At 48.3% G+C, this 18,167-nt stretch carries 15 protein-coding genes; 4 read left to right on the forward strand and 11 right to left on the reverse strand.

Annotated elements, in window-relative coordinates:
- Window positions 1-158: 158 nt before the first annotated feature.
- The 9 genes from ASG33_RS07530 to ASG33_RS07570 all read right to left on the reverse strand — a co-directional run bounded on the left by ASG33_RS07530 (window position 159) and on the right by ASG33_RS07570 (window position 12,416).
- Window positions 159-1,400 (reverse strand): hypothetical protein, encoded by a 1,242-nt coding sequence (locus tag ASG33_RS07530; RefSeq protein WP_056282036.1) that lies wholly within the window; start codon window positions 1,398-1,400, stop codon window positions 159-161.
- Between the two features lie 210 nt (window positions 1,401-1,610).
- Window positions 1,611-1,925, reverse strand: a complete 315-nt coding sequence (locus ASG33_RS07535) for a hypothetical protein (protein WP_056282039.1) — start codon at window positions 1,923-1,925, stop codon at window positions 1,611-1,613.
- 111 nt (window positions 1,926-2,036) lie between these two features.
- Window positions 2,037-2,714, reverse strand: coding sequence for a DUF4369 domain-containing protein (locus ASG33_RS07540; protein WP_056282042.1), 678 nt, complete (start codon window positions 2,712-2,714; stop codon window positions 2,037-2,039).
- Between the two features lie 90 nt (window positions 2,715-2,804).
- Window positions 2,805-3,644 carry an endonuclease/exonuclease/phosphatase family protein gene (locus ASG33_RS07545; RefSeq protein WP_056282045.1) on the reverse strand — a complete coding sequence of 280 codons (840 nt, stop codon included), beginning with the start codon at window positions 3,642-3,644 and terminating at the stop codon, window positions 2,805-2,807.
- Window positions 3,645-3,959: 315 nt separating this feature from the next.
- The gene (locus ASG33_RS07550) at window positions 3,960-5,189 is read right to left on the reverse strand and encodes a metallophosphoesterase family protein (RefSeq protein ID WP_082489103.1); all 1,230 of its coding nucleotides are present in this window, start codon (window positions 5,187-5,189) and stop codon (window positions 3,960-3,962) included.
- Window positions 5,190-5,225: 36 nt separating this feature from the next.
- Entirely contained in the window at window positions 5,226-6,962 is a 1,737-nt protein-coding gene (locus ASG33_RS07555; RefSeq protein WP_056282051.1) for a RagB/SusD family nutrient uptake outer membrane protein, read from the reverse strand.
- Between the two features lie 28 nt (window positions 6,963-6,990).
- Entirely contained in the window at window positions 6,991-10,590 is a 3,600-nt protein-coding gene (locus ASG33_RS07560; protein ID WP_056282053.1) for a TonB-dependent receptor, read from the reverse strand.
- A 149-nt stretch (window positions 10,591-10,739) separates the two neighbouring features.
- Window positions 10,740-11,759, reverse strand: a complete 1,020-nt coding sequence (locus tag ASG33_RS07565) for a FecR family protein (RefSeq protein WP_056282056.1) — start codon at window positions 11,757-11,759, stop codon at window positions 10,740-10,742.
- 72 nt (window positions 11,760-11,831) lie between these two features.
- Window positions 11,832-12,416, reverse strand: a complete 585-nt coding sequence (locus ASG33_RS07570; RefSeq protein ID WP_229238589.1) for an RNA polymerase sigma factor — start codon at window positions 12,414-12,416, stop codon at window positions 11,832-11,834.
- A 216-nt stretch (window positions 12,417-12,632) separates the two neighbouring features.
- Here ASG33_RS07570 and ASG33_RS07575 point away from each other — a divergent pair, with 216 nt between their 5' ends.
- The 4 genes from ASG33_RS07575 (at window position 12,633) to ASG33_RS07590 (ending at window position 17,419) form a co-directional block, all read left to right on the forward strand.
- Window positions 12,633-13,343 (forward strand): NrtR DNA-binding winged helix domain-containing protein, encoded by a 711-nt coding sequence (locus tag ASG33_RS07575; protein WP_056282063.1) that lies wholly within the window; start codon window positions 12,633-12,635, stop codon window positions 13,341-13,343.
- 174 nt (window positions 13,344-13,517) lie between these two features.
- The gene (locus ASG33_RS07580; RefSeq protein WP_056282067.1) at window positions 13,518-15,185 is read left to right on the forward strand and encodes a ribulokinase; all 1,668 of its coding nucleotides are present in this window, start codon (window positions 13,518-13,520) and stop codon (window positions 15,183-15,185) included.
- A gap of 35 nt (window positions 15,186-15,220) precedes the next feature.
- A complete protein-coding gene (araA, locus tag ASG33_RS07585; RefSeq protein WP_056282070.1) occupies window positions 15,221-16,711 on the forward strand; it encodes an L-arabinose isomerase in 1,491 nt (496 codons plus the stop codon).
- Window positions 16,712-16,717: 6 nt separating this feature from the next.
- Window positions 16,718-17,419: an L-ribulose-5-phosphate 4-epimerase gene (locus tag ASG33_RS07590; protein ID WP_056282075.1), complete on the forward strand. Its 702-nt coding sequence runs from the start codon at window positions 16,718-16,720 to the stop codon at window positions 17,417-17,419.
- Here the strand turns inward: ASG33_RS07590 and ASG33_RS25930 are convergent, their stop codons facing one another.
- Together ASG33_RS25930 and ASG33_RS07595 are read right to left on the reverse strand one after the other, a co-directional pair.
- A complete protein-coding gene (locus ASG33_RS25930) occupies window positions 17,420-17,569 on the reverse strand; it encodes a hypothetical protein (protein ID WP_200942727.1) in 150 nt (49 codons plus the stop codon). It lies immediately after the preceding gene.
- 146 nt (window positions 17,570-17,715) lie between these two features.
- On the reverse strand, window positions 17,716-17,904 hold the full coding sequence (locus ASG33_RS07595; RefSeq protein WP_031529254.1) for a hypothetical protein: 189 nt from the start codon (window positions 17,902-17,904) through the stop codon (window positions 17,716-17,718).
- Between the last annotated feature and the right edge of the window lie 263 nt (window positions 17,905-18,167).

Consider the following 18,167-nt stretch of genomic DNA (forward strand, 5'->3'; position numbering starts at 1 on the left):
TTCCGGGTTTCTACCGGTTACATAATCCCGAAACGCGTATGTTGTATACAAAGACCTTACCAGCGCTGAATTGGCGGCCGTACTTCCCGGAATTTTACCTGTGAGAGGCGAAATACGGGCAGAGCAGGAGAGAAGAATGTCAGGTATCCCGGGTTTTATCAGAAAGTAAACCCGACCGCCATTTTAGACCAGAGATATGGCCGGTTGCCGCCGTTAATGCGGTTACCGCTCTGATAGGGTTTTACGTAGAATATGGAAGCATCGAAATACATCCGTTTGAATAGCCGCTGCTGGTAACCCAGCGCTAGTCCGGCGGTCGTCGCGCGTTGCGTAAATTTGTTCTGGGGCACAAATGGATAGTTGGTTGCAGCTTTGAAAATTTCGTATCCACCCTTCAAGGCAGTATAAGGACCGGAAAGGTTATTGCCCGCCCTTCCTTTTCTCATCATCATTTTTTGCAGAAAATAATACCGGAGTTCAACGCTGGTGCTGACGGAGGAATAACGTTGCTCGTAGCTGTCGGAACCTCGCATATTAAACAGAGATCCATTCAGGCTGCCTTGTACTGAAAGGGGGGCATTACCAATTCTTCTTTCATAGGCAATGCCGCCACGGAGCGATTGCTGCAGCCAGCCTATGGATATATTCGGCATTTCGATCTTCCACTGGCTTTTCACCGACTCGTCGCACAGGATCACGTCACAGGCAGGGTCCGTTGAAGTTCTTTTCCAATCACCAAATGCAACCCCGATGTTAGCCTGCGTACCCAATACGAAGTTCTTGACATCGAACCGATTCTGATACTCATAAAACCTGATGTGGGAATAGGGATTTTGGAAGAGTCCCAATGCGAAATCAATGTACCCATTATTGAAAAAGCGGCTCTGGAATCCGTATAACAAACCCATTCTGCTGACACTTTGCCGGTATGGGGCGGCTTTGTAAATGGATTGTTCGTAGCTGAAACCAATGTAAGTCCCGCTGAAATTGTTGGCATGAAGTCCGCTCGCAATCCGCTTGTTCATATTGTAAAACCACCGCGCTTTTACATTGCCGTAAATGTTCACAAAGTCGGTGTTAAAATGCACCAGCCTCTCGGCAAAACTCGCATTGTCCTGGCTAAGCTGGGCATAAACAGAAGCTTCAAGCGACAAAGAGGGGAGGAGCTTGTATTCGTAGCCAATGTTGATTCCCGTTCCCTGAATATCCGAACTGGTAATCGCAGCTTTGAACATGTGCCGGGTTGGTACTTTGGTCATGAAAACGTTTTCATACCGGTCTATAAAAAGCTGTTTTCGCAAAGTATCCGTTTCCTGGTAGATTTCTGTGCGGACATTATCCTGCCCGTTCACAGAGACGTTGACAAACAAAAATGCCAGGAAGGCAAGTGACTTTCTCATTGTTGCGGATTGAAAGGTTGGTTGGTGTGGGCACACCAGGCGGATTGTTCATATACATTCCAAGTCAAAGAGGTGCGGAAGTATATGAAAGGTTGTACCTCCCTTTTCTTTGCTGGAAATTATTTTAAGCAAACAGCCACCAACAAAAACGGGCCGCTGGAATAACAGCAGCCCGCCCTTTTTGCAGATAACCCGGTAGCGTAAAGCATGTTAATTCGATTGGTTGTGGTCGAACTGCATTACCCACATGCAGTTACCGGGCCAGTAAGTGCCGATTGCTTCGTGGCTGACGAGCTCGTCGTCAACAACCTCGTAGCCGGTAATGCAGCCGCCTGAACTTTCGAGATCAGCTTTCGCGCGGTTATATAACTTGATCCAGGTATCGGGGGAAATGAGCTCCTGAGAGACGTGGAAAAGCTTACGCCAGGGCTCATCAGAGTTAGCACCATACCTTTGGATGAGATAATGTTTGAAGCTTTCATTACTCAATGTAATTACCGGCCGCCTTTCGCTTTCAAGTTTCATAGTATGATAGAATTAGTTGTACAAACAGAATGTATGTGACCGAGGTATTACTAAAAACATACCAGGGTAAAATCCTGTTAAAAGCGAGGGGATTTTAGCTGAATAGCCAATCTATCTGGCTCCTGAATATTCCTGCTTTTTGGCTCTCAGGAGCGCGTAGTTGCGGTGTGTGGAAAGGGAGTTGTCCAGTAGCTCGAAAAGGCCCAGGTTTTTGAGTGCATACCAATTGATTTTCAATAGATAAAGGCTCACATAGGAGTGTGGATTTCTGCGGATAAATGCAGCAGTTTCCGCAAGTAGTTCCTCTCTTTCTGTACGCTGTTTTTCGAGCCAGTACCTGGTACTGTCCTGTTGATTTTTCTTCCTGGCGCGGGCTTCTTCTACAACCCATTTACTGGCCCGTAAATCGGAGGGTTTTTGAATGCTGTCGTTGAAATGCTGCCATTCCGAATTACTGCGCGAGTTGGTAACAATTGATTTCGAAACATTTCCGGTATCCAGCCTGATCACCGTGCCCGATTCAAAGAAAAAAGTCAGCGAACCTTTCAATTGGGACACCTGCAACTGGTACAGGTCAGGCAAGAGATTTTTGTCCATTTTAAGGTGCGTTGTGTCAAAGCCAAGCTGAATGGAATGTACCACGGCCGCAAATCCCTTTTCACGCGTCAGCAAAATAGCGCGGCGGTCGTTCAGAACGCGCGGCGACACAATACTGATTTTTACATTCTGGGAAAAAGAAGCAAGCTGGGCAGCCACAATGAAAAGAAAAGGCAGTAAGCTTTTGAGCATGGATCCGGGCTGACATTTGGCTTCAATGTAACGAAAAAAAGTTGGGCGCAGTTTGTTACCACACCCAACTTTCACAAAGACTTCCATTCCCTATTTAATATGCGCTTTGATCACGACAGGCTGGTGATCAGAGGGATAGCGTTGTTCCCTGGCGTCTGTAAGAACACCGTATTTCAGAACATCCACATTCTTACTTACAAAAATATAGTCAATGCGCTTATCCATTTTCGCGTCGAATTTGAAGCTGTTGAAAGTACCCTCAGGTCCGTAAGGAGCCTGTTTGGTCACTTCATGCGCATCGCTCAAAATCCCCTGTATAGCCCTGATCTGTTCTGTTTCGGGTGTTGAATTGAAATCCCCTGTCAGGAATACGGTCGATTTGCCTGCGATTTCATTGATCTTTTTTACCATCAATTGTCCCGACTGTTTCCGCGCTTCCACGCCCTGGTGGTCAAAATGCACATTGAAAAAGAAGAACTCCTTTTTCGTGTCGCGGTCCTGGAACTTGGCCCAGGAGCAGATCCGGTTGCAGCAGGTTGCATCCCAGCCTTTGCCGGGTTTATCAGGCGTTTCGCTCAGCCAGAAGTCGCCCGATTTCAACAGTTTGAAACGGTCTTTTTTGTAAAAGATAGCCGAGTGCTCGCCACCCTCTTTGCCATCGTCGCGCCCCTTTCCGTAGAATGCAAATTCAGGCAGTTCAGCCACATCTTTCAGCTGACCGATCAATGCTTCCTGTACACCAAAAATGTCGAATTCATGGAAGCGGATCAGCGCTTTTACATTCTCTTTCCGGTTGGGCCAGGCATTAATGCCATCGTTGGAAGTATTGTACCGGAGATTGTAGCTCGCCACGTTAATGGTACCCTTTTGGGCAAAAGCGGCCGTCGATAAAGCCAGGAGCAGAAGGAAAGGAAAGATTAATCGTTTCATGATGTGGATTTTATGATGACTATATACTAATTGTTTTGAGCGAATACCTTTGTTACCCTGAGCTCACTTTTGTCACCGTGAGCGGAGCTTTTTTGTCACCGTGAGCGGAGCTTTTTTGTCACCCTGAGCGGAGCTTTTTTGTCACCCTGAGCGGAGTCGAAGGGAGTAGCGTGGTCGCCCGCCCTTCGACTCCGCTCAGGGTGACAAAGGTACTTTCAGGGTGACAAAGGTACTTTCAGGGTGACAAAGGTACTTTCAGGGTGACAAAGCACTGTACTTTCACGGTGACAAAGCTTTGGCAAGGCGACAAAGGTGTTAACTTTTCCCTTTTCTCGCAATCAAAAACTTCCCTACAACCTCGCCGTCGTCACGGATCATTTTCAGGTCTAACTGCTTTTTCGTCGCGTGCAACTTGATTAATGTGCGCTTGCCTTCCAATGGGCCGCCCCCTATGACGATCGGGAAATTATGGTCGGCGTCTGGCTCGTGCGTCATGTAGCGGTGTGTGTGACCGGATATCTGTAAATCGATTTTGGCTTTGTTCAAAACCGGCCCAAAAACCTGGCGACAATGTAACGTACCATGCCACTCCCCGGAATGGTAAGGTGAAATGTGGATCAGTACAACCCGAAAATCTGCCTTTTTAAACTCCGCAGATTCTACTTCTTTTTCCAGCCACTTCTTCTGCGTTTCGCGGTAGCGGTCAAATGCGATCAATCCGCCATAATCCACTGCATCGTCAGCCTTATCTTCCCCTGAATCGAGTACGACAAACCGCACCGGTCCACGCGTGAATGCGTAATAGTATTTGTTTTCGGGATAAGCATAATAGTCAGGAATGTGACGCGAAAAACTGCCGCGGCATTCGTGGTTACCCTGTGTCAAAATAAAAGGCAGTTCGGTAGCAAAAATATCCACGCAGGGTTTGATCAGGTGATCGATCATTTGCTGCTCTTCGGAAACCCAGTCGAAGCAGTCGCCATTGAAAACCACAAAATCATAGTCACGTGTGTTGCCCGTGTAGCCGTGACGGTAAAGCAGCTGAGGGATGATTTGGGGACGGTCGTGAATGTCGTTGAAAATAACCATCTTGAATTCTTCCTCATTCTCGGCCGGCGTTTTAAAGCTCAGCAGCGCACTCGAAATTGTCTCGCCAAATTCCACCTTTGAACCTTTGTAGCCCGTTATTTCCGTGGATACAATCTTGTACTTATGTTCTGTCCCGGGTTTGAGATTCCTGAGTGTAATCTTGTTGATGCGGTTGTTGGCTTCTATCAACCCATTGGTGTAGCCAAATTCGCGCATGCTGGTGTAGGAGCCCGCACCGTACTCCACCCAGCTGAAACAATTTTTGTGCGTGATCCACATGATCGTCAATTCGTCGGTGCCCATATTTTGCAGGTACGGGCCCGCAACAAAATGGTTCTTTTCTTCTGCCGCATTGTCGCCTGCCGCCATTGCTGCCTGTGAAGCACTGAGCGGAAGTAAGCTCAATGCGCCGATCCGGGACATTTTCTCAAGGAAGGATCTTCTGTCTGAAAGCATAAATGTTAAAAGTTTAGGAATAGTCGTTTTGGTATCTTACTCCCAGTTCGGGTTTTGCGTCAGGTTGGTATTCAGTAGCCGCTCCTGTTTTGGGATCGGGTAAAGATAGTCCCTGCTTTCATTAAACTTCTTGTTAATATGTCCGTTTACAACGATGTTACCACCCTTGTTCCCGTTTTCAAGCAGGATCTCGCTGCCGAGTTTCAGCAGCTGCGCCCCTGGAACTGTGGGTTTTGTACCTTCATAAATCACGAGATCTACCTTTCCGTTTTTGTCAAGATCGTAGTTGCCGGGACCAGGGAAGTACATTCCCTTGAATTGTTTGGTCAAAAGCTGACCTTCTTTCCAGCGGACAATATCGTCCCAGCGAAGGAAGTTCTCCATCACCAGTTCTACTCTTCTCTCCCGACGGATTTCCAGGAGCACACCCGCATTTTTGCCGCTCAGATTGGTGTACATCTGTGCCTGGTAAGGGTCCGGTTTTGCATTTGCATTCACCATATTAATGTTCGGCATGCCCACGCGTTCCCGGGTAAGCCTGGTAGACATTTCAAGATCTTCCTGCGTCAGCGTACCTTTTTCCGCCTTTGCTTCGGCATAGTTCAGCAGCACTTCGGCATACCTGAAAATCGGCATATCCGTAATATCCTTGTTGAATGTATCCCATTTAGGTTCCGATACGAACTTGATCAGCTGGTAACCCGTGACAGTAGCGCCAAACTCGGGAACAAGCCTGGCAGTTTCACCAATGCGCGTGTAGCCCGGCGTGCGGATCGTCTGCGACAGGCGCGGATCACGGTTTTGGGTTTCTTCAAAAAACTGCATGGTCTCGTAACCTTTGATGTCGGTAAATCGCGATCCGTCTTTCATCAGGTAGCTGTTGACCAGCTTTTTCTCCAAACCCGGCTTGCCGTAAGAAGCCGTCATTGTGTAGTAGTTCAGGTTGTGGTACACCTGCAATTCATCACTAAAATCGCGGGCGAGGATTATTTCATCGGCAATCGCATTGTCGGCTGAGAACAGTTTAAGGTAGGCAGTTTCAGGCGTGGCCTTGTAAATAGAATATCCGCTGTTGGTCATTAAGTCCTGTGAAGCAGCAATGCTGGCGTCAAGGAATTTCTCCGAATCAGGCAGGTTGAACTCGGTGTGGTACTTTCTGAATGTGCCTTCGTAAAGACCAATGCGCGATTTCAATGCAAGTACCGTCCACTTGGTAATCGTATTCACCTGCCTGGTCGTAGTGCCGCCAAGGGCAAGGGTAGCATATTCGAGGTCGGCCATCACCGAGTCCATGACCAAGGTGCGCGGGTCACGTGCTTTGGTCAGCATTTCTTCGTCTTCCACCTCGATCGTGGCTGAATACCAGGGTACATCGCCAAACCTTTTTACCATATTGAAGTAAAAATAAGCACGGAAAAAACGGGCGATCCCATTGTATTTGGCTACCGCATTCTTGTCCTGACATTTACCGGAGTTGGCCAGGAAGTAGTTGATATTTCTCAAACTTCCCCACGACCACCCGCCGCCGCTCGTAGGCACAATGCGCGTACCTTGTAACTCGTCGCGCAGGTTATTTTTCACCACGTTGTCTACATCCTCATTGTACACATCCTCTGCGCCGGGCAGCATATTGTAAAAGGAGTTGGTGTAAAGCAAAAGGTCATTTTCGGTGTTAAAGAAAGTCTCGGGAGAAATGGCATCCATGGGAAGCCGGTTCAGGTCACAAGAAGCCAGCCCGATACTGAGGACTATAATGGCGATTAACTTTTTCATATCAGTATTTTGAATTTTTTGGACCGCGTTAGAAATTGATGCTCAAACCAGCAGAATACGTTTTTGCAAGCGGGTAAGTCCGCCCGTTGGTACTGTCGCCGTCAAATTGTTCCGGGTCGATGTACTTTGTTCTGAGTGGCGTGTAGGTCAGCAGGTTCTCGCCGCTGATATAGATCCGGGCATTCGGAATGCGCACTTTCCTGGTAATGCTGGCAGGAATGGTGTAGCCGATCACCACGTTTTTCAACCTGAGGTAACCCACATTCTGCACGTACCGGTCGTTTCTTGCATTCAGGTCGCCGCCGCCATTCAATGCAGTATAGCCGCGCAGGATAGGGAAGTAAGCATCCTGGTTTTCAGGTGTCCAGACATCCTTTTCGAATTCTCTTGGAATAAAAGAATAGTACGGGCGGGAGTAAGGTCCCCAGAATTTATCCGCATTTGCACCCGGGTACCAGTTTTTGCGGATGATACCTTGTGCCAGTGCAGAGAAGTCGAATCCGCCCCAGGATGCGCCTAAGTTGATACCGTAACGGAATCTCGGACTTGTATTTCCAATGATTTTCAAATCACCGTGATCAGCCAATGTATTCGCTCCTTCCGAGATCTTGCCGTCGCCATTTACGTCGATGAATTTCAGATCGCCTGCTTGCAGCTTGCTCCATTCGCCCGGCGCGCTCAAACGCTGCTTGTTTACGAGAGTCTGATCGACGGTATAGGCTTGCGCTTCTTCATTCGTTTTGAAAAAACCATCAATCGAGTATCCCCACATTTCACCGATTGTCTGACCGACATAGCGGTTTGACAGGATTTTATTCGGGTTATCGAATTTGGTGATCTTGGCTTTGTAGTCAGACAAGATGAAGGACGCATTGTAAGAAAACGATTTGCCGGCCAGCTTAAACTGGTCGCGCCAGTTAATAGCCAGCTCAAATCCCCGCGTTTCCAGGTCGCCTGCATTCTGGGTAGGGACCGTGGCTCCGTAAACCGCCGGAAGTACTTTTCCCGGGATCAGCATATCCGTCGTTTTCCTGATGTAAGCGTCAAATGACAGGTTCAGCTTGTTTTGCCAGAGATCGGCATCGATACCAATGTTAGACGTAGTTGCCTTTTCCCAGGTCAGGTTGGACGAGATCGGATTTGGATTGTTTACGTAGTTCAGTTTCTGTCCGTTTGTCATCCACGACGACAAAGAAGTAGGCATTGTAGAAATGTAGGGATAGTAGCTCGAAGAGTTATTGTTTGAAGGAAGCTGATTACCCAATGTTCCGTATGAAGCCCTGATTTTTAAGTTAGTAACTACGTCCCGCACAGGCTCAAAGAACTTTTCTTCACTGATCCTCCAACCTGCTGAAAAAGAAGGAAAGAAACCGTAACGCCGCCCTTCTCCAAAACGGGAAGTACCGTCATAGCGTCCATTCACTTCCAACAGATACTTGCCCATATAATCATAATTCACCCGGAAGAATGCACCGAACAGGGAGTATTGGTAAGATCCGCCTTCTGTCAGCTGCTCGCCGGTTCCGAGATCCAGGTCGTTGAGACTTTCTGAAAGCAGGTTTTTGCGCGCGCCAAACAACCGCTGGTGTTTCTTGTTTTCGTAGTTCATCCCCATTGTTCCCGCGAGGTAATGCTTGCCCAAAGTCTTGTTGTAGGAAGTATACAGGTTCGTTACATTCATCGGGTCAAACCAGAAAGTCTTCTTCATCTGGTCTGTGTTGTAATTCGGAACCGGGGTCAGAATGCCAGGCTGAATGGAATATTGCGCCACTGCAGAACGGTACCAATCGTCGGCGATATAGAAAGAGTAGGAGTGATTGGCAACGAGGTTCCAGTTTTTGGTAAAATCCATGGTTACCGTATTGATGGTCGTCAGCTCATGCACTTTCTTTTCGCCGCCCGCTGCGCCTTTCAGCAAATTGGCAAACAGCCCGTCACCAATAGAGTAATTGTTTTTCAATGTATTATAAGTAGCAGTTCCGTCAGGATTTCGCGGTGCATAAGCAGGCATTGCATGCACAGTTATAGCCACAAAATTGGAATTTGCACCGCCTTCCAACCCCGGATATTTATATTTTGAGTCAAAATACTGGGTGTTGTTGCTCACTTTCAGCCAGGGAGTAAGCTGCGCATTCACCTTGGTCCGCAAAGTATAGGAATTGAAGCGGTCGGTATTGATCCGCATAATTCCATCCTTTTGAAAAGCCGAACCCGACAGGAAATAATTGACCTTCTCCGTTCCTCCCGATAGGTTAAGGTTGTGCTGCATTGAAGGCTCTCTCATGTCGAAAACCGTGTTCCACCAGTCGTAGTTACCATAGTAGTTGTAAATGTCTTTGCCATTTACATTCTTCACCACAGTCCACGGGCGCTCCGGGTTTTCGGTTTTATCATACCTTCTCTTTTCCAACTCGGCATAATCTTCTTCCGAGTAGCGCGTGTAAGTATTGCCGGTGGCACGTTTGAAAGCTTCGTCGTTGAGCATGGTATGCTCGTATCCGTTTGTCAGGAAGTCAGTACTTACCGTGGGTTTTCCCCATCCGAAGTTGTTGCTGTAAGACACGCTCGTTTTACCGCTTTTGGCTGTTTTGGTCGTAACCAGGATTACCCCGAATGCACCGCGCGCACCATAGATCGCCGAAGCTGCCGCATCTTTCAAAACAGAAACAGACTCCACGTCACCCGGATTGATCCGGTTGATATCGCCCGGTATCCCGTCGATCAGTACAAGCGGTCCGCCGCCGTTAATGGAAGTTTCGCCACGCACATTGAGGTTACCGCCCGATCCGGGCTGGCCCGTGCTGAATGTAATGTTCAGGTTGGGCACCATTCCCTGCAGGATCTGCGACATATTATTAAGCGGCCTGTTTTCCAGATCTTTCGAAGTCACCTGGCTCACAGCGCCGGTCAGGTTCACGCGTTTTTGGGTACCATAACCCACCACCACCACTTCCGACAATGCTTTGTCATCCGATTTCATGGTTACATTTACCTCCGAGCGGTTTCCTACTACGACCTCCTGTGAGATGTAACCCACAAAGCTGAACACCAGCACAGATTCAGGATTGGGTACTGTGAGTGTAAATCTTCCGTCATTGTCGGTCGTTGTGCCTTGTGTACTACCTTTCAAAACCACGCTGACACCGGGCAATGTCCCCTGCGCGTCTGACGCAGTCACAGAACCCTTCACCGTAATGTCCAGTGGCCGTACGTATTGATCGAGTCTTTCTTCGAGTTCGATGATATGCGATTCCTCGCGGGTTGCTTTCGTTTTTGCCAAAACAATCTGCTCGTTGATCACCTTATACTCAATCCCGCGCGGGGTCAGCAGCTGGTCGAGTACCCGTGAAAGCTTTTGGTTCTTCACGTCGATCGTCACCTGTTCTCGCACGGAGACGCGGCTGCTGTAAACAAACTGGGTATTGGCCTTTTCCTGAATCCGGTTCAGGGCTTCTTTCAATGACACATTTTTGAGGCTGAGTGTCACGTCTTTACTTAGCAGCGATTGAGCCGTAGTCTCTTTCGCGTAACTGCCACCGGCAAGAACGGTGACGATAATCCATTGAAGCAGTCCAATGCGCATGATCTTTCGCCAATTGAGCGGCTTGTTACGTACTGTTTTTTGCATAATTTTGATTGTCTGATGGTTAGGCACTGTTGGATAAAAAACATCCTTTTGATCGGTGGTACGAGAAGAAAGGATGGGATCTTGAACCGGAGGTGGTGGTACACCTTCGGTTTTTTTAATGTGGGCTAAGAGCGGGTCTTTTTTACAGGCTAGTCACATGGCATCGCATTAATGGTGATGTTTTCTCCGGAAAGTACATAGCTGGCATCCAGGGTGGTACAAAGCATTTCAAGGATACTGCTCAGCGGCTGCGACTCGAAGTTCGCAGTGACGCTGCATCGGGCAACTCCCGGGTTTGCGAGGCTGATATTCACCTTGAAGCGCTTTTCAAGCTGGTCTATCACCTGGTTTACCGGGGTTTCTTCAAAAACAATTGTAACTGGTTCGTAAATGGGTTTTCGTGTCGGAATAGCAATCGGGCGCGCTGTCAGCCTGCCCGAAGCGAGTTCAAAAAGTGCCTGTTCCTGTGGTTTTAGAATAACCTGCTGAGAAGTACCGCCCGTATTTTTAGCCAATACCGACACACTTCCCGTAACGACATCCACCTGAAACACTTCGGTGGACACAGGCGCCTTGACATTGAAACTGGTACCCAGCACGCGGATCACCAGCTTGCCGCTTTCTATGTAGAATGGTTTGGAAGGATTTTTCTGAATGTCAAAAAAGCCTTCTCCCGAAAAGGTAACAGCGCGCCGTTTTGCTTCAAACTGCTGCGGGTAAGTAATAACTGCGCCAGGATGCATGGACACCGAACTGTTGTCGGGCAGCCGGTGCATAACAATGCGTTTTTCGTTGTTTTTAAAAGTGGTCAGTTGAAGCGACTGCCGGTGAAACTCTGCTGCAATCTCCGGTTTACTTTCCTGTTGTTTGCCAGGGTACTGAAAGTAAATGCCGATCGCCAGCAATATGGAAGCGGCAATTCCGATCAGCCAGCCCAGGTTCAGCCTGCGAGGCACTTCTTGTCCTTCTTCGGGTTGGAGTCGATTTTTGATTTCGTGAAATGTGGTATCCTGCAAAGCCTGCTGACCTTCCTCCGGAAGCGTGTCAAGGTATTCGCTGCTACCACGCAGGGATTCGTACCAGGCTTCCACCTGCGCCTTTTCGGCTTCTGTACATTCGTCTGTCAGGTACTTCTGGAGTAGGGAAGGAGGGATACCGGCTGGCTTCATTTCTGGACTGATGGTTTATACCAAGAAGTCGCGCGCCGGAAACGCAACCCTTAGTCAGTCCTGAAAAATATTTTAAAAAATAACAGCGGCAATCAATGCGGAGATCATATGCTCCTTCAAATGTGACCTTAAAACCCGGAGTGCCCGGGTGATATGTGCCTCGACGGTCTTTTCAGAAATGGCGAGCTGCTCACCGATCTGCTTATTGGCAAAACCCTGGCGACTGAGCACGAACACTTCCTGGCATTTGGCCGGAAGCAGGTGCAATCCCTCTTCATACCTGTTCTGGAGATCTGCTAACAATACCGGCTGGTCCGTCGTATCATCTACTTCATTACGTTCTGCTTTCCATTGATCGTAGTGGCGAAGCCGGGTGTGTTCTTTCCGGTAAAAAGAAATAATCTGCCTTTTGGTAATGGTAAAGAGGAGAGACCGGCAGCAGGTTGCATTCAGGTTCCTGCGTTGCTGCCACAAATTTACAAACAGCTCCTGAATGATCTCCTGGGCGGCAAACTGATCGTTTACCTTGCTGTAAGCATAGTTGAACAGCGTCTTGAAATAACGGCTGTAAAGCGCTTCAAATGCAAGCTCGTCATCCTGCTCGCGGATCAGCGCAAGGATATTTTCATCGGAACAGCTCGTGTAAATGTGGTTCATAATGAAGATCGCCTGGGAAGTCTGACTATAACTCAGTTGGGAAGGTTTGCAAAATTCGGAAATAAATTTATTACGACCTGTTTGAGCAGATTAAGTAATCTCTTCCTTTTTTTTACTTTGTTAATTAAAAATTAACACAAGCAAGGCGAATACCACCCTTTTACGGTTAATATTTATAACTGTTAAGGAAAAAGCATTACCTCCATAATCTAGCCCATGAAAAATTACCCTCAGGCCGCGCGCATTCTCGTGGCCATTGACTGCATCATTTTCGGTTTCGACGGAAAAGACATCAAGCTGCTGCTTATTAAAAGAAATTTTGAACCGGAAAAAGGAAAATGGTCCCTGATGGGCGGGTTTGTCAATCACGACGAGGACTTATCAGAAGGTGCAGCGCGCATTCTCTATAACCTGACCGGACTTAAAAACATCTATGTGGAGCAGCTGGAAACTTTCGGGAAAGCAAGTCGCGACCCGGGTGAACGAACGGTTTCAGTTGTTTTTTTCGCATTGATCAAGATCGATGATCATGATTCGGAAGCAGTAAAAAGCCACAATGCATCCTGGATTGTGCTGGAAAATCGCCCTAAGCTGATCTTTGACCACGAACAAATGGTAGTCCGCGCGATTGAACACCTCAAATACAAAGCGGCATTGCACCCGATCGGCTTCGAGCTGTTGCCCGAGCGTTTTACTATTCCGCAGCTGCAAAAGCTTTACGAAGCGATCTACAACATCCCCATTGACCGCCGGAATTTCAGTCGCAAGCTGCTGTCAACCGGACTGCTGATCGACACGGGCGACAAAAACAACAACAGCGCTACAAAAAAAGCAACCCTATACAAGCTCGACACGGACAAGTACAGAGCCAAATTCCATTCGTTCTGGAACTTCATGCCTGATTCGATGAAAGAGGTTGAGGTTTGAAGAATAAGTGAATGAGTGAATGAGTGAAATACGATCCGATTATTCATTCTATCATTCACTCATTCAAAATTGAAATTGTGTCAATCATACACCAGAAACAAATTTATTTATATTTGTTAGCTGATAAATTAAATAATACTGCCTTATTGCTCTGAATTATCCTAAACCGTTTATATGAAACAAGATTATGTAATTGGAATTGACTTTGGGACCGACTCGGTGCGCGCGCTGGTAGTGGATGCGCATTCAGGGAAGCAGGCGGGCACTGCAGTGCATGAATATGTCCGCTGGAAACAAGGTAAGTATTGCGATCCTGCGCGTTCGCAGTTCAGGCAGCACCCGCTGGACTACCTGGAAAGTATGGAAAGTGCGGTACTAGCCGCACTGGACCAGGCGCCGGCTGAGGCCAGGGCTTCGGTCCGTGGTATTTCGATCGACACTACCGGCTCCACGCCGGTTGCGGTGGATCAAACAGGAACGCCGCTCGCTATGCTCCCGGGCATGGAAGATAATCCCAATGGGATGTTTATTCTCTGGAAAGACCATACCGCGAATGCAGAAGCAGATGAAATTAACCGGCTGGCGCGCCGCTGGACTGAGGATTATACCAGGTATGTTGGCGGCATTTATTCTTCCGAATGGTTTTGGGCCAAAATCCTGCATACGCTCAGGGCCGATCAGCAGGTGCGGGATGAAGCGTTTTCGTGGGTGGAACATTGTGACTGGATTTCTGCGGAACTCACCGGAGTCACTGATCCGCTCCGCCTGAAAAGGTCCCGGTGCGCGGCCGGACATAAAGCATTGTGGCACCAGGATTTTGACGGCCTGCCGCCTAATGCATTTCTCAAAGAACTTGATCCGCTGCTCGACGGACTTCGTGACCGGCTGTTTGACTCTACTGAAACTTCGGAAAAACCGATGGGTACCATTTCGGAAAAATGGGCACAGCGTTTCGGTATCCCTGCGGATACGATCATCGGCGTGGGTGCATTTGACGCGCACATGGGTGCAGTGGGTGCATTGATCGGGCCCTATTCGCTGTGCAAAGTAATAGGTACCTCTACCTGCGATATGCTCATTGCGCCCAGTGAAGAAGCGGGGCATTTGCTTATCAAAGGTATTTGCGGGCAGGTCGATGGGTCCATTATCCCGGGTATGCTGGGAATGGAAGCCGGGCAGTCTGCATTCGGTGACATTTATGCCTGGTTTGCAAAGCTGATCGTGGAACCCGTACGTGCATTGATCGGAGAAGATGCCGCGCGGGAATTGTCCAGAAACCTGATTCCGCACCTTTCAAAGCTTGCTGCGGAGTTACCTGTCACAGAAACGGACATTGTGGCGATCGACTGGCTCAATGGTCGCCGTACTCCTGATGCGAAACATACCCTCAAAGGCGGGATACTCGGCCTTAATCTTGCGAGCGACAGCGCGCGGGTTTTCAAGGCGCTGGTAGAAGCTACTGCATTTGGTTCCAAGAGCATCGTGGAGCGGTTCAGAAATGAAGGTGTTCCGATAAACCAGGTTATTGCAATCGGTGGAGTGGCTAAAAAGTCTGCATTTGTCATGCAAACACTCGCCGATGTGCTGAATATGCCGATCAAAGTAGCCGCTTCCGAGCAGGCTTGTGCGTTGGGGGCAGCTATGTTCGCGGCGGTTGCATCGGGCATTTATCCAACATTACAGGAGGCGCAACAGGCCATGAACTCGGGCTTTGACGCAGTTTACCATCCGAGAGAAAATGAATCGCAGGTGTATCAGGTACTTTATGACAAATACCTCGCAGCCGGCGCATTCATCGAGAACGAATTCCTGATACAAAAAGAACCTGCGATCGCGGGATAATCAAATAAACTTACAGCCATTTTACCACCCACTTAATGCTTGATTTAAAACAATTCGAAATCTGGTTTGTCACGGGAAGCCAGCATTTGTATGGAGAAGATACGCTCCGGCAGGTCGACGACCATTCCTGTATCCTGGCCAAATCTTTTGATGAAGCCGCTGCGATCCCCGTGAGAGTAGTTTTCAAACCGGTAGTGAAGTCTCCAGAGGAGATTTACCAGATTATGCAGGAAGCAAACAGCACAGCAGCCTGCATTGGGCTGGTGGCCTGGATGCACACTTTTTCACCTGCCAAAATGTGGATAAGGGGATTACAGATCCTTCAAAAACCGCTGCTGCATTTACATACACAGTACAACCAGGACATACCCTGGGCGAGTATCGACATGGATTTCATGAACCTCAACCAATCGGCCCATGGTGACCGCGAGTTCGGTTTTATGATGACGCGTATGCGGCTGAACAGGAAAGTGGTCGTTGGTCACTGGCAGCAGCCGGAGGTTTTGGACAACATCGGCGACTGGGCGCGCGTAGCTGCTGCGTGGCACGATATGCAAGGGGCCAGGTTTGTCCGCTTCGGAGATAATATGCGCCAGGTTGCCGTAACAGACGGTGACAAGGTAGCTGCGGAAATGAAATTCGGATTTTCTGTCAATACGTATGCAGTAGGCGACCTGGTAAAGGTGATCAACGGGGTCGAAGACCAGGAAGTGAGCCGGCTCGTTGCTGAATACGAAGATACTTACGAGCTGGCCGATGCATTAAAATTGAATGCCGGCCGCCACGGTTCGCTGCGCGATGCAGCCCGCATTGAGCTTGGGTTACATTACTTTTTGAAAGATGGAAATTTCAAGGGATACACCAATACTTTCGAAGATCTGCATGGCATGAAGCAGCTGCCGGGGATCGGCTCGCAGCGGATGATGGCGGCGGGTTTTGGTTACGCAGGCGAGGGTGACTGGAAAACGGCAGCAATGGTGCGCGCGCTGAAAGTAATGGCAAGTGGGCTCAGCGGTGGTAACTCCTTTATGGAAGATTATACTTACCACTTTGATCCGGCCAATCAGCTGGTATTAGGCTCTCACATGCTCGAAATATGCCCCAGCATTGCAGCAGGTAAGGTATCCTGTGAAATTCATGCATTGGGGATAGGAGGGAAGGAGGATCCTGTCCGGCTCGTTTTCAATGCGCCTGCCGGGCCGGCGCTCAACGTGTCACTAATCGATCTGGGTAACCGGTTCCGGATCCTGGTCAATGAAGTAGAGGCGGTGGAAGTCAGCGAAGCGCTGCCCAGGTTGCCTGTAGCGCGGGCATTGTGGAAGCCGCAGCCTGATATGCAAACGGGCTGTGCCGCGTGGATTTATGCTGGCGGCGCACACCACACGGTTTACAGCCAGAACCTGACTGTCAGCCACATTGAAACCTTCGCGGAAATGGCTGGCGTTGAGCTGGTGGTCATTGATCAAAACACAAACCTGCGGCAGCTCAAAAACGAGTTGCGGTGGAGTGAAGCCAGCTATAAATAATTAATTATGTCAAAATACACCTATCTCAAAGAGCAGGTTTACGAGGCCAATATGGAGATCCCCAAAGAGGAACTGGCGATTGTGACCTTCGGAAATGTAAGTGGTATCGACAGGGCGGAAGGCGTCGTGGCGATCAAGCCCAGCGGGGTACCTTATCATCGGCTGAAAGTGGAGGATATCGTAATTGTAGACCTGGATAACGTAGTGATCGAAGGTAGTATGCGTCCCTCTTCGGATACCAGGACTCATACTTTGCTGTACAAAAGTTTTCCGGAAATAGGCGGGGTTTGTCACACGCATTCCACTTACGCGGTTGCGTGGGCGCAGGCTATGAAGCCCATTCCCAACCTGGGTACCACCCACGCCGACCACCTGACCGCCGCAGTTCCGGTTACAGAAGTAATGTCCGACGAGATGATCCAGGGGAATTACGAACTGGAAACGGGCAACCAGATACTTGATCTTTTTGCCCGGAACGGGCTCAGTTATGAAGAGGTGGAAATGGTTCTAGTTGCTTGCCACGGGCCATTTACGTGGGGTAAGGACCCTGCCAAGGCAGTATACAATTCAGTAGTACTGGAAGAAATTGCGCGAATGGCATACCTTACTTTGCAGATCAACCCGCTGGCGGGTACAATCAAGCAGAGCCTCATTGACAAGCATTATTTCAGAAAGCACGGAAAAAATGCCTATTACGGGCAGGAGTAGTTAGTTTTTCTTCTCTATTTTCTTGCTGGCGATCTTGCGCATTTGTTGTAACGCTTCCTGCCGGGACATTCCCTTCTGGTTGGATTTTGCTTCTTCAATGGCTTCTTTTGAAAACCGGCCTTTGAGAATATTATAGAGTGCTAAAAACATTTGGAGTCTTGCTAACGAGCTTAATAAGTGATAACCAAACTTACCAAAGAATAAGCTATAAAAAAACTGCCGGATCGTTTTTGGATCCGGCAGCCTAATATCTTGCGGTTCAAGACTTTATTCTAAACGTTGAGTGTAATTTCTTCTTAGCCAGCAACTTCCTTACGCAACTTGCTTCCTGGATTGAATTCATCCTTGATCCAGCGAACAAAATTGTGGGAGTTGGTTTTGTAAATTTCCATTGACAATGGTTTGATGCCGCTGAACTCAACCTCTTTTACGTATTCAGCGTGCAACTTCAAAATCTCAGACAGGGTCTTGCTATCGGTTTTCATTGAAAATGTTTGGATGTTAAGGTTTACAATAAACACTGAGATCCATTGCTACAAACGTGTTCCCGAACATTGTTTATTTCTTAATATATTTAAATAATTATATTGTAGATCATATAAATACCATACAAATAGCGTTACCGGTCGATAGCAGAATTTAAAGGTAAATGCGCAAATGAGGGGATTGTTACATTTTAGGACAATTTGAGTAAATGCGGGAATCAGAAAATTCCGCGGGAGACGCAACCTGATGTATGGTATTGAGT

This window comes from Dyadobacter sp. Leaf189, assembly GCF_001424405.1.
GTDB lineage: Bacteria > Bacteroidota > Bacteroidia > Cytophagales > Spirosomataceae > Dyadobacter.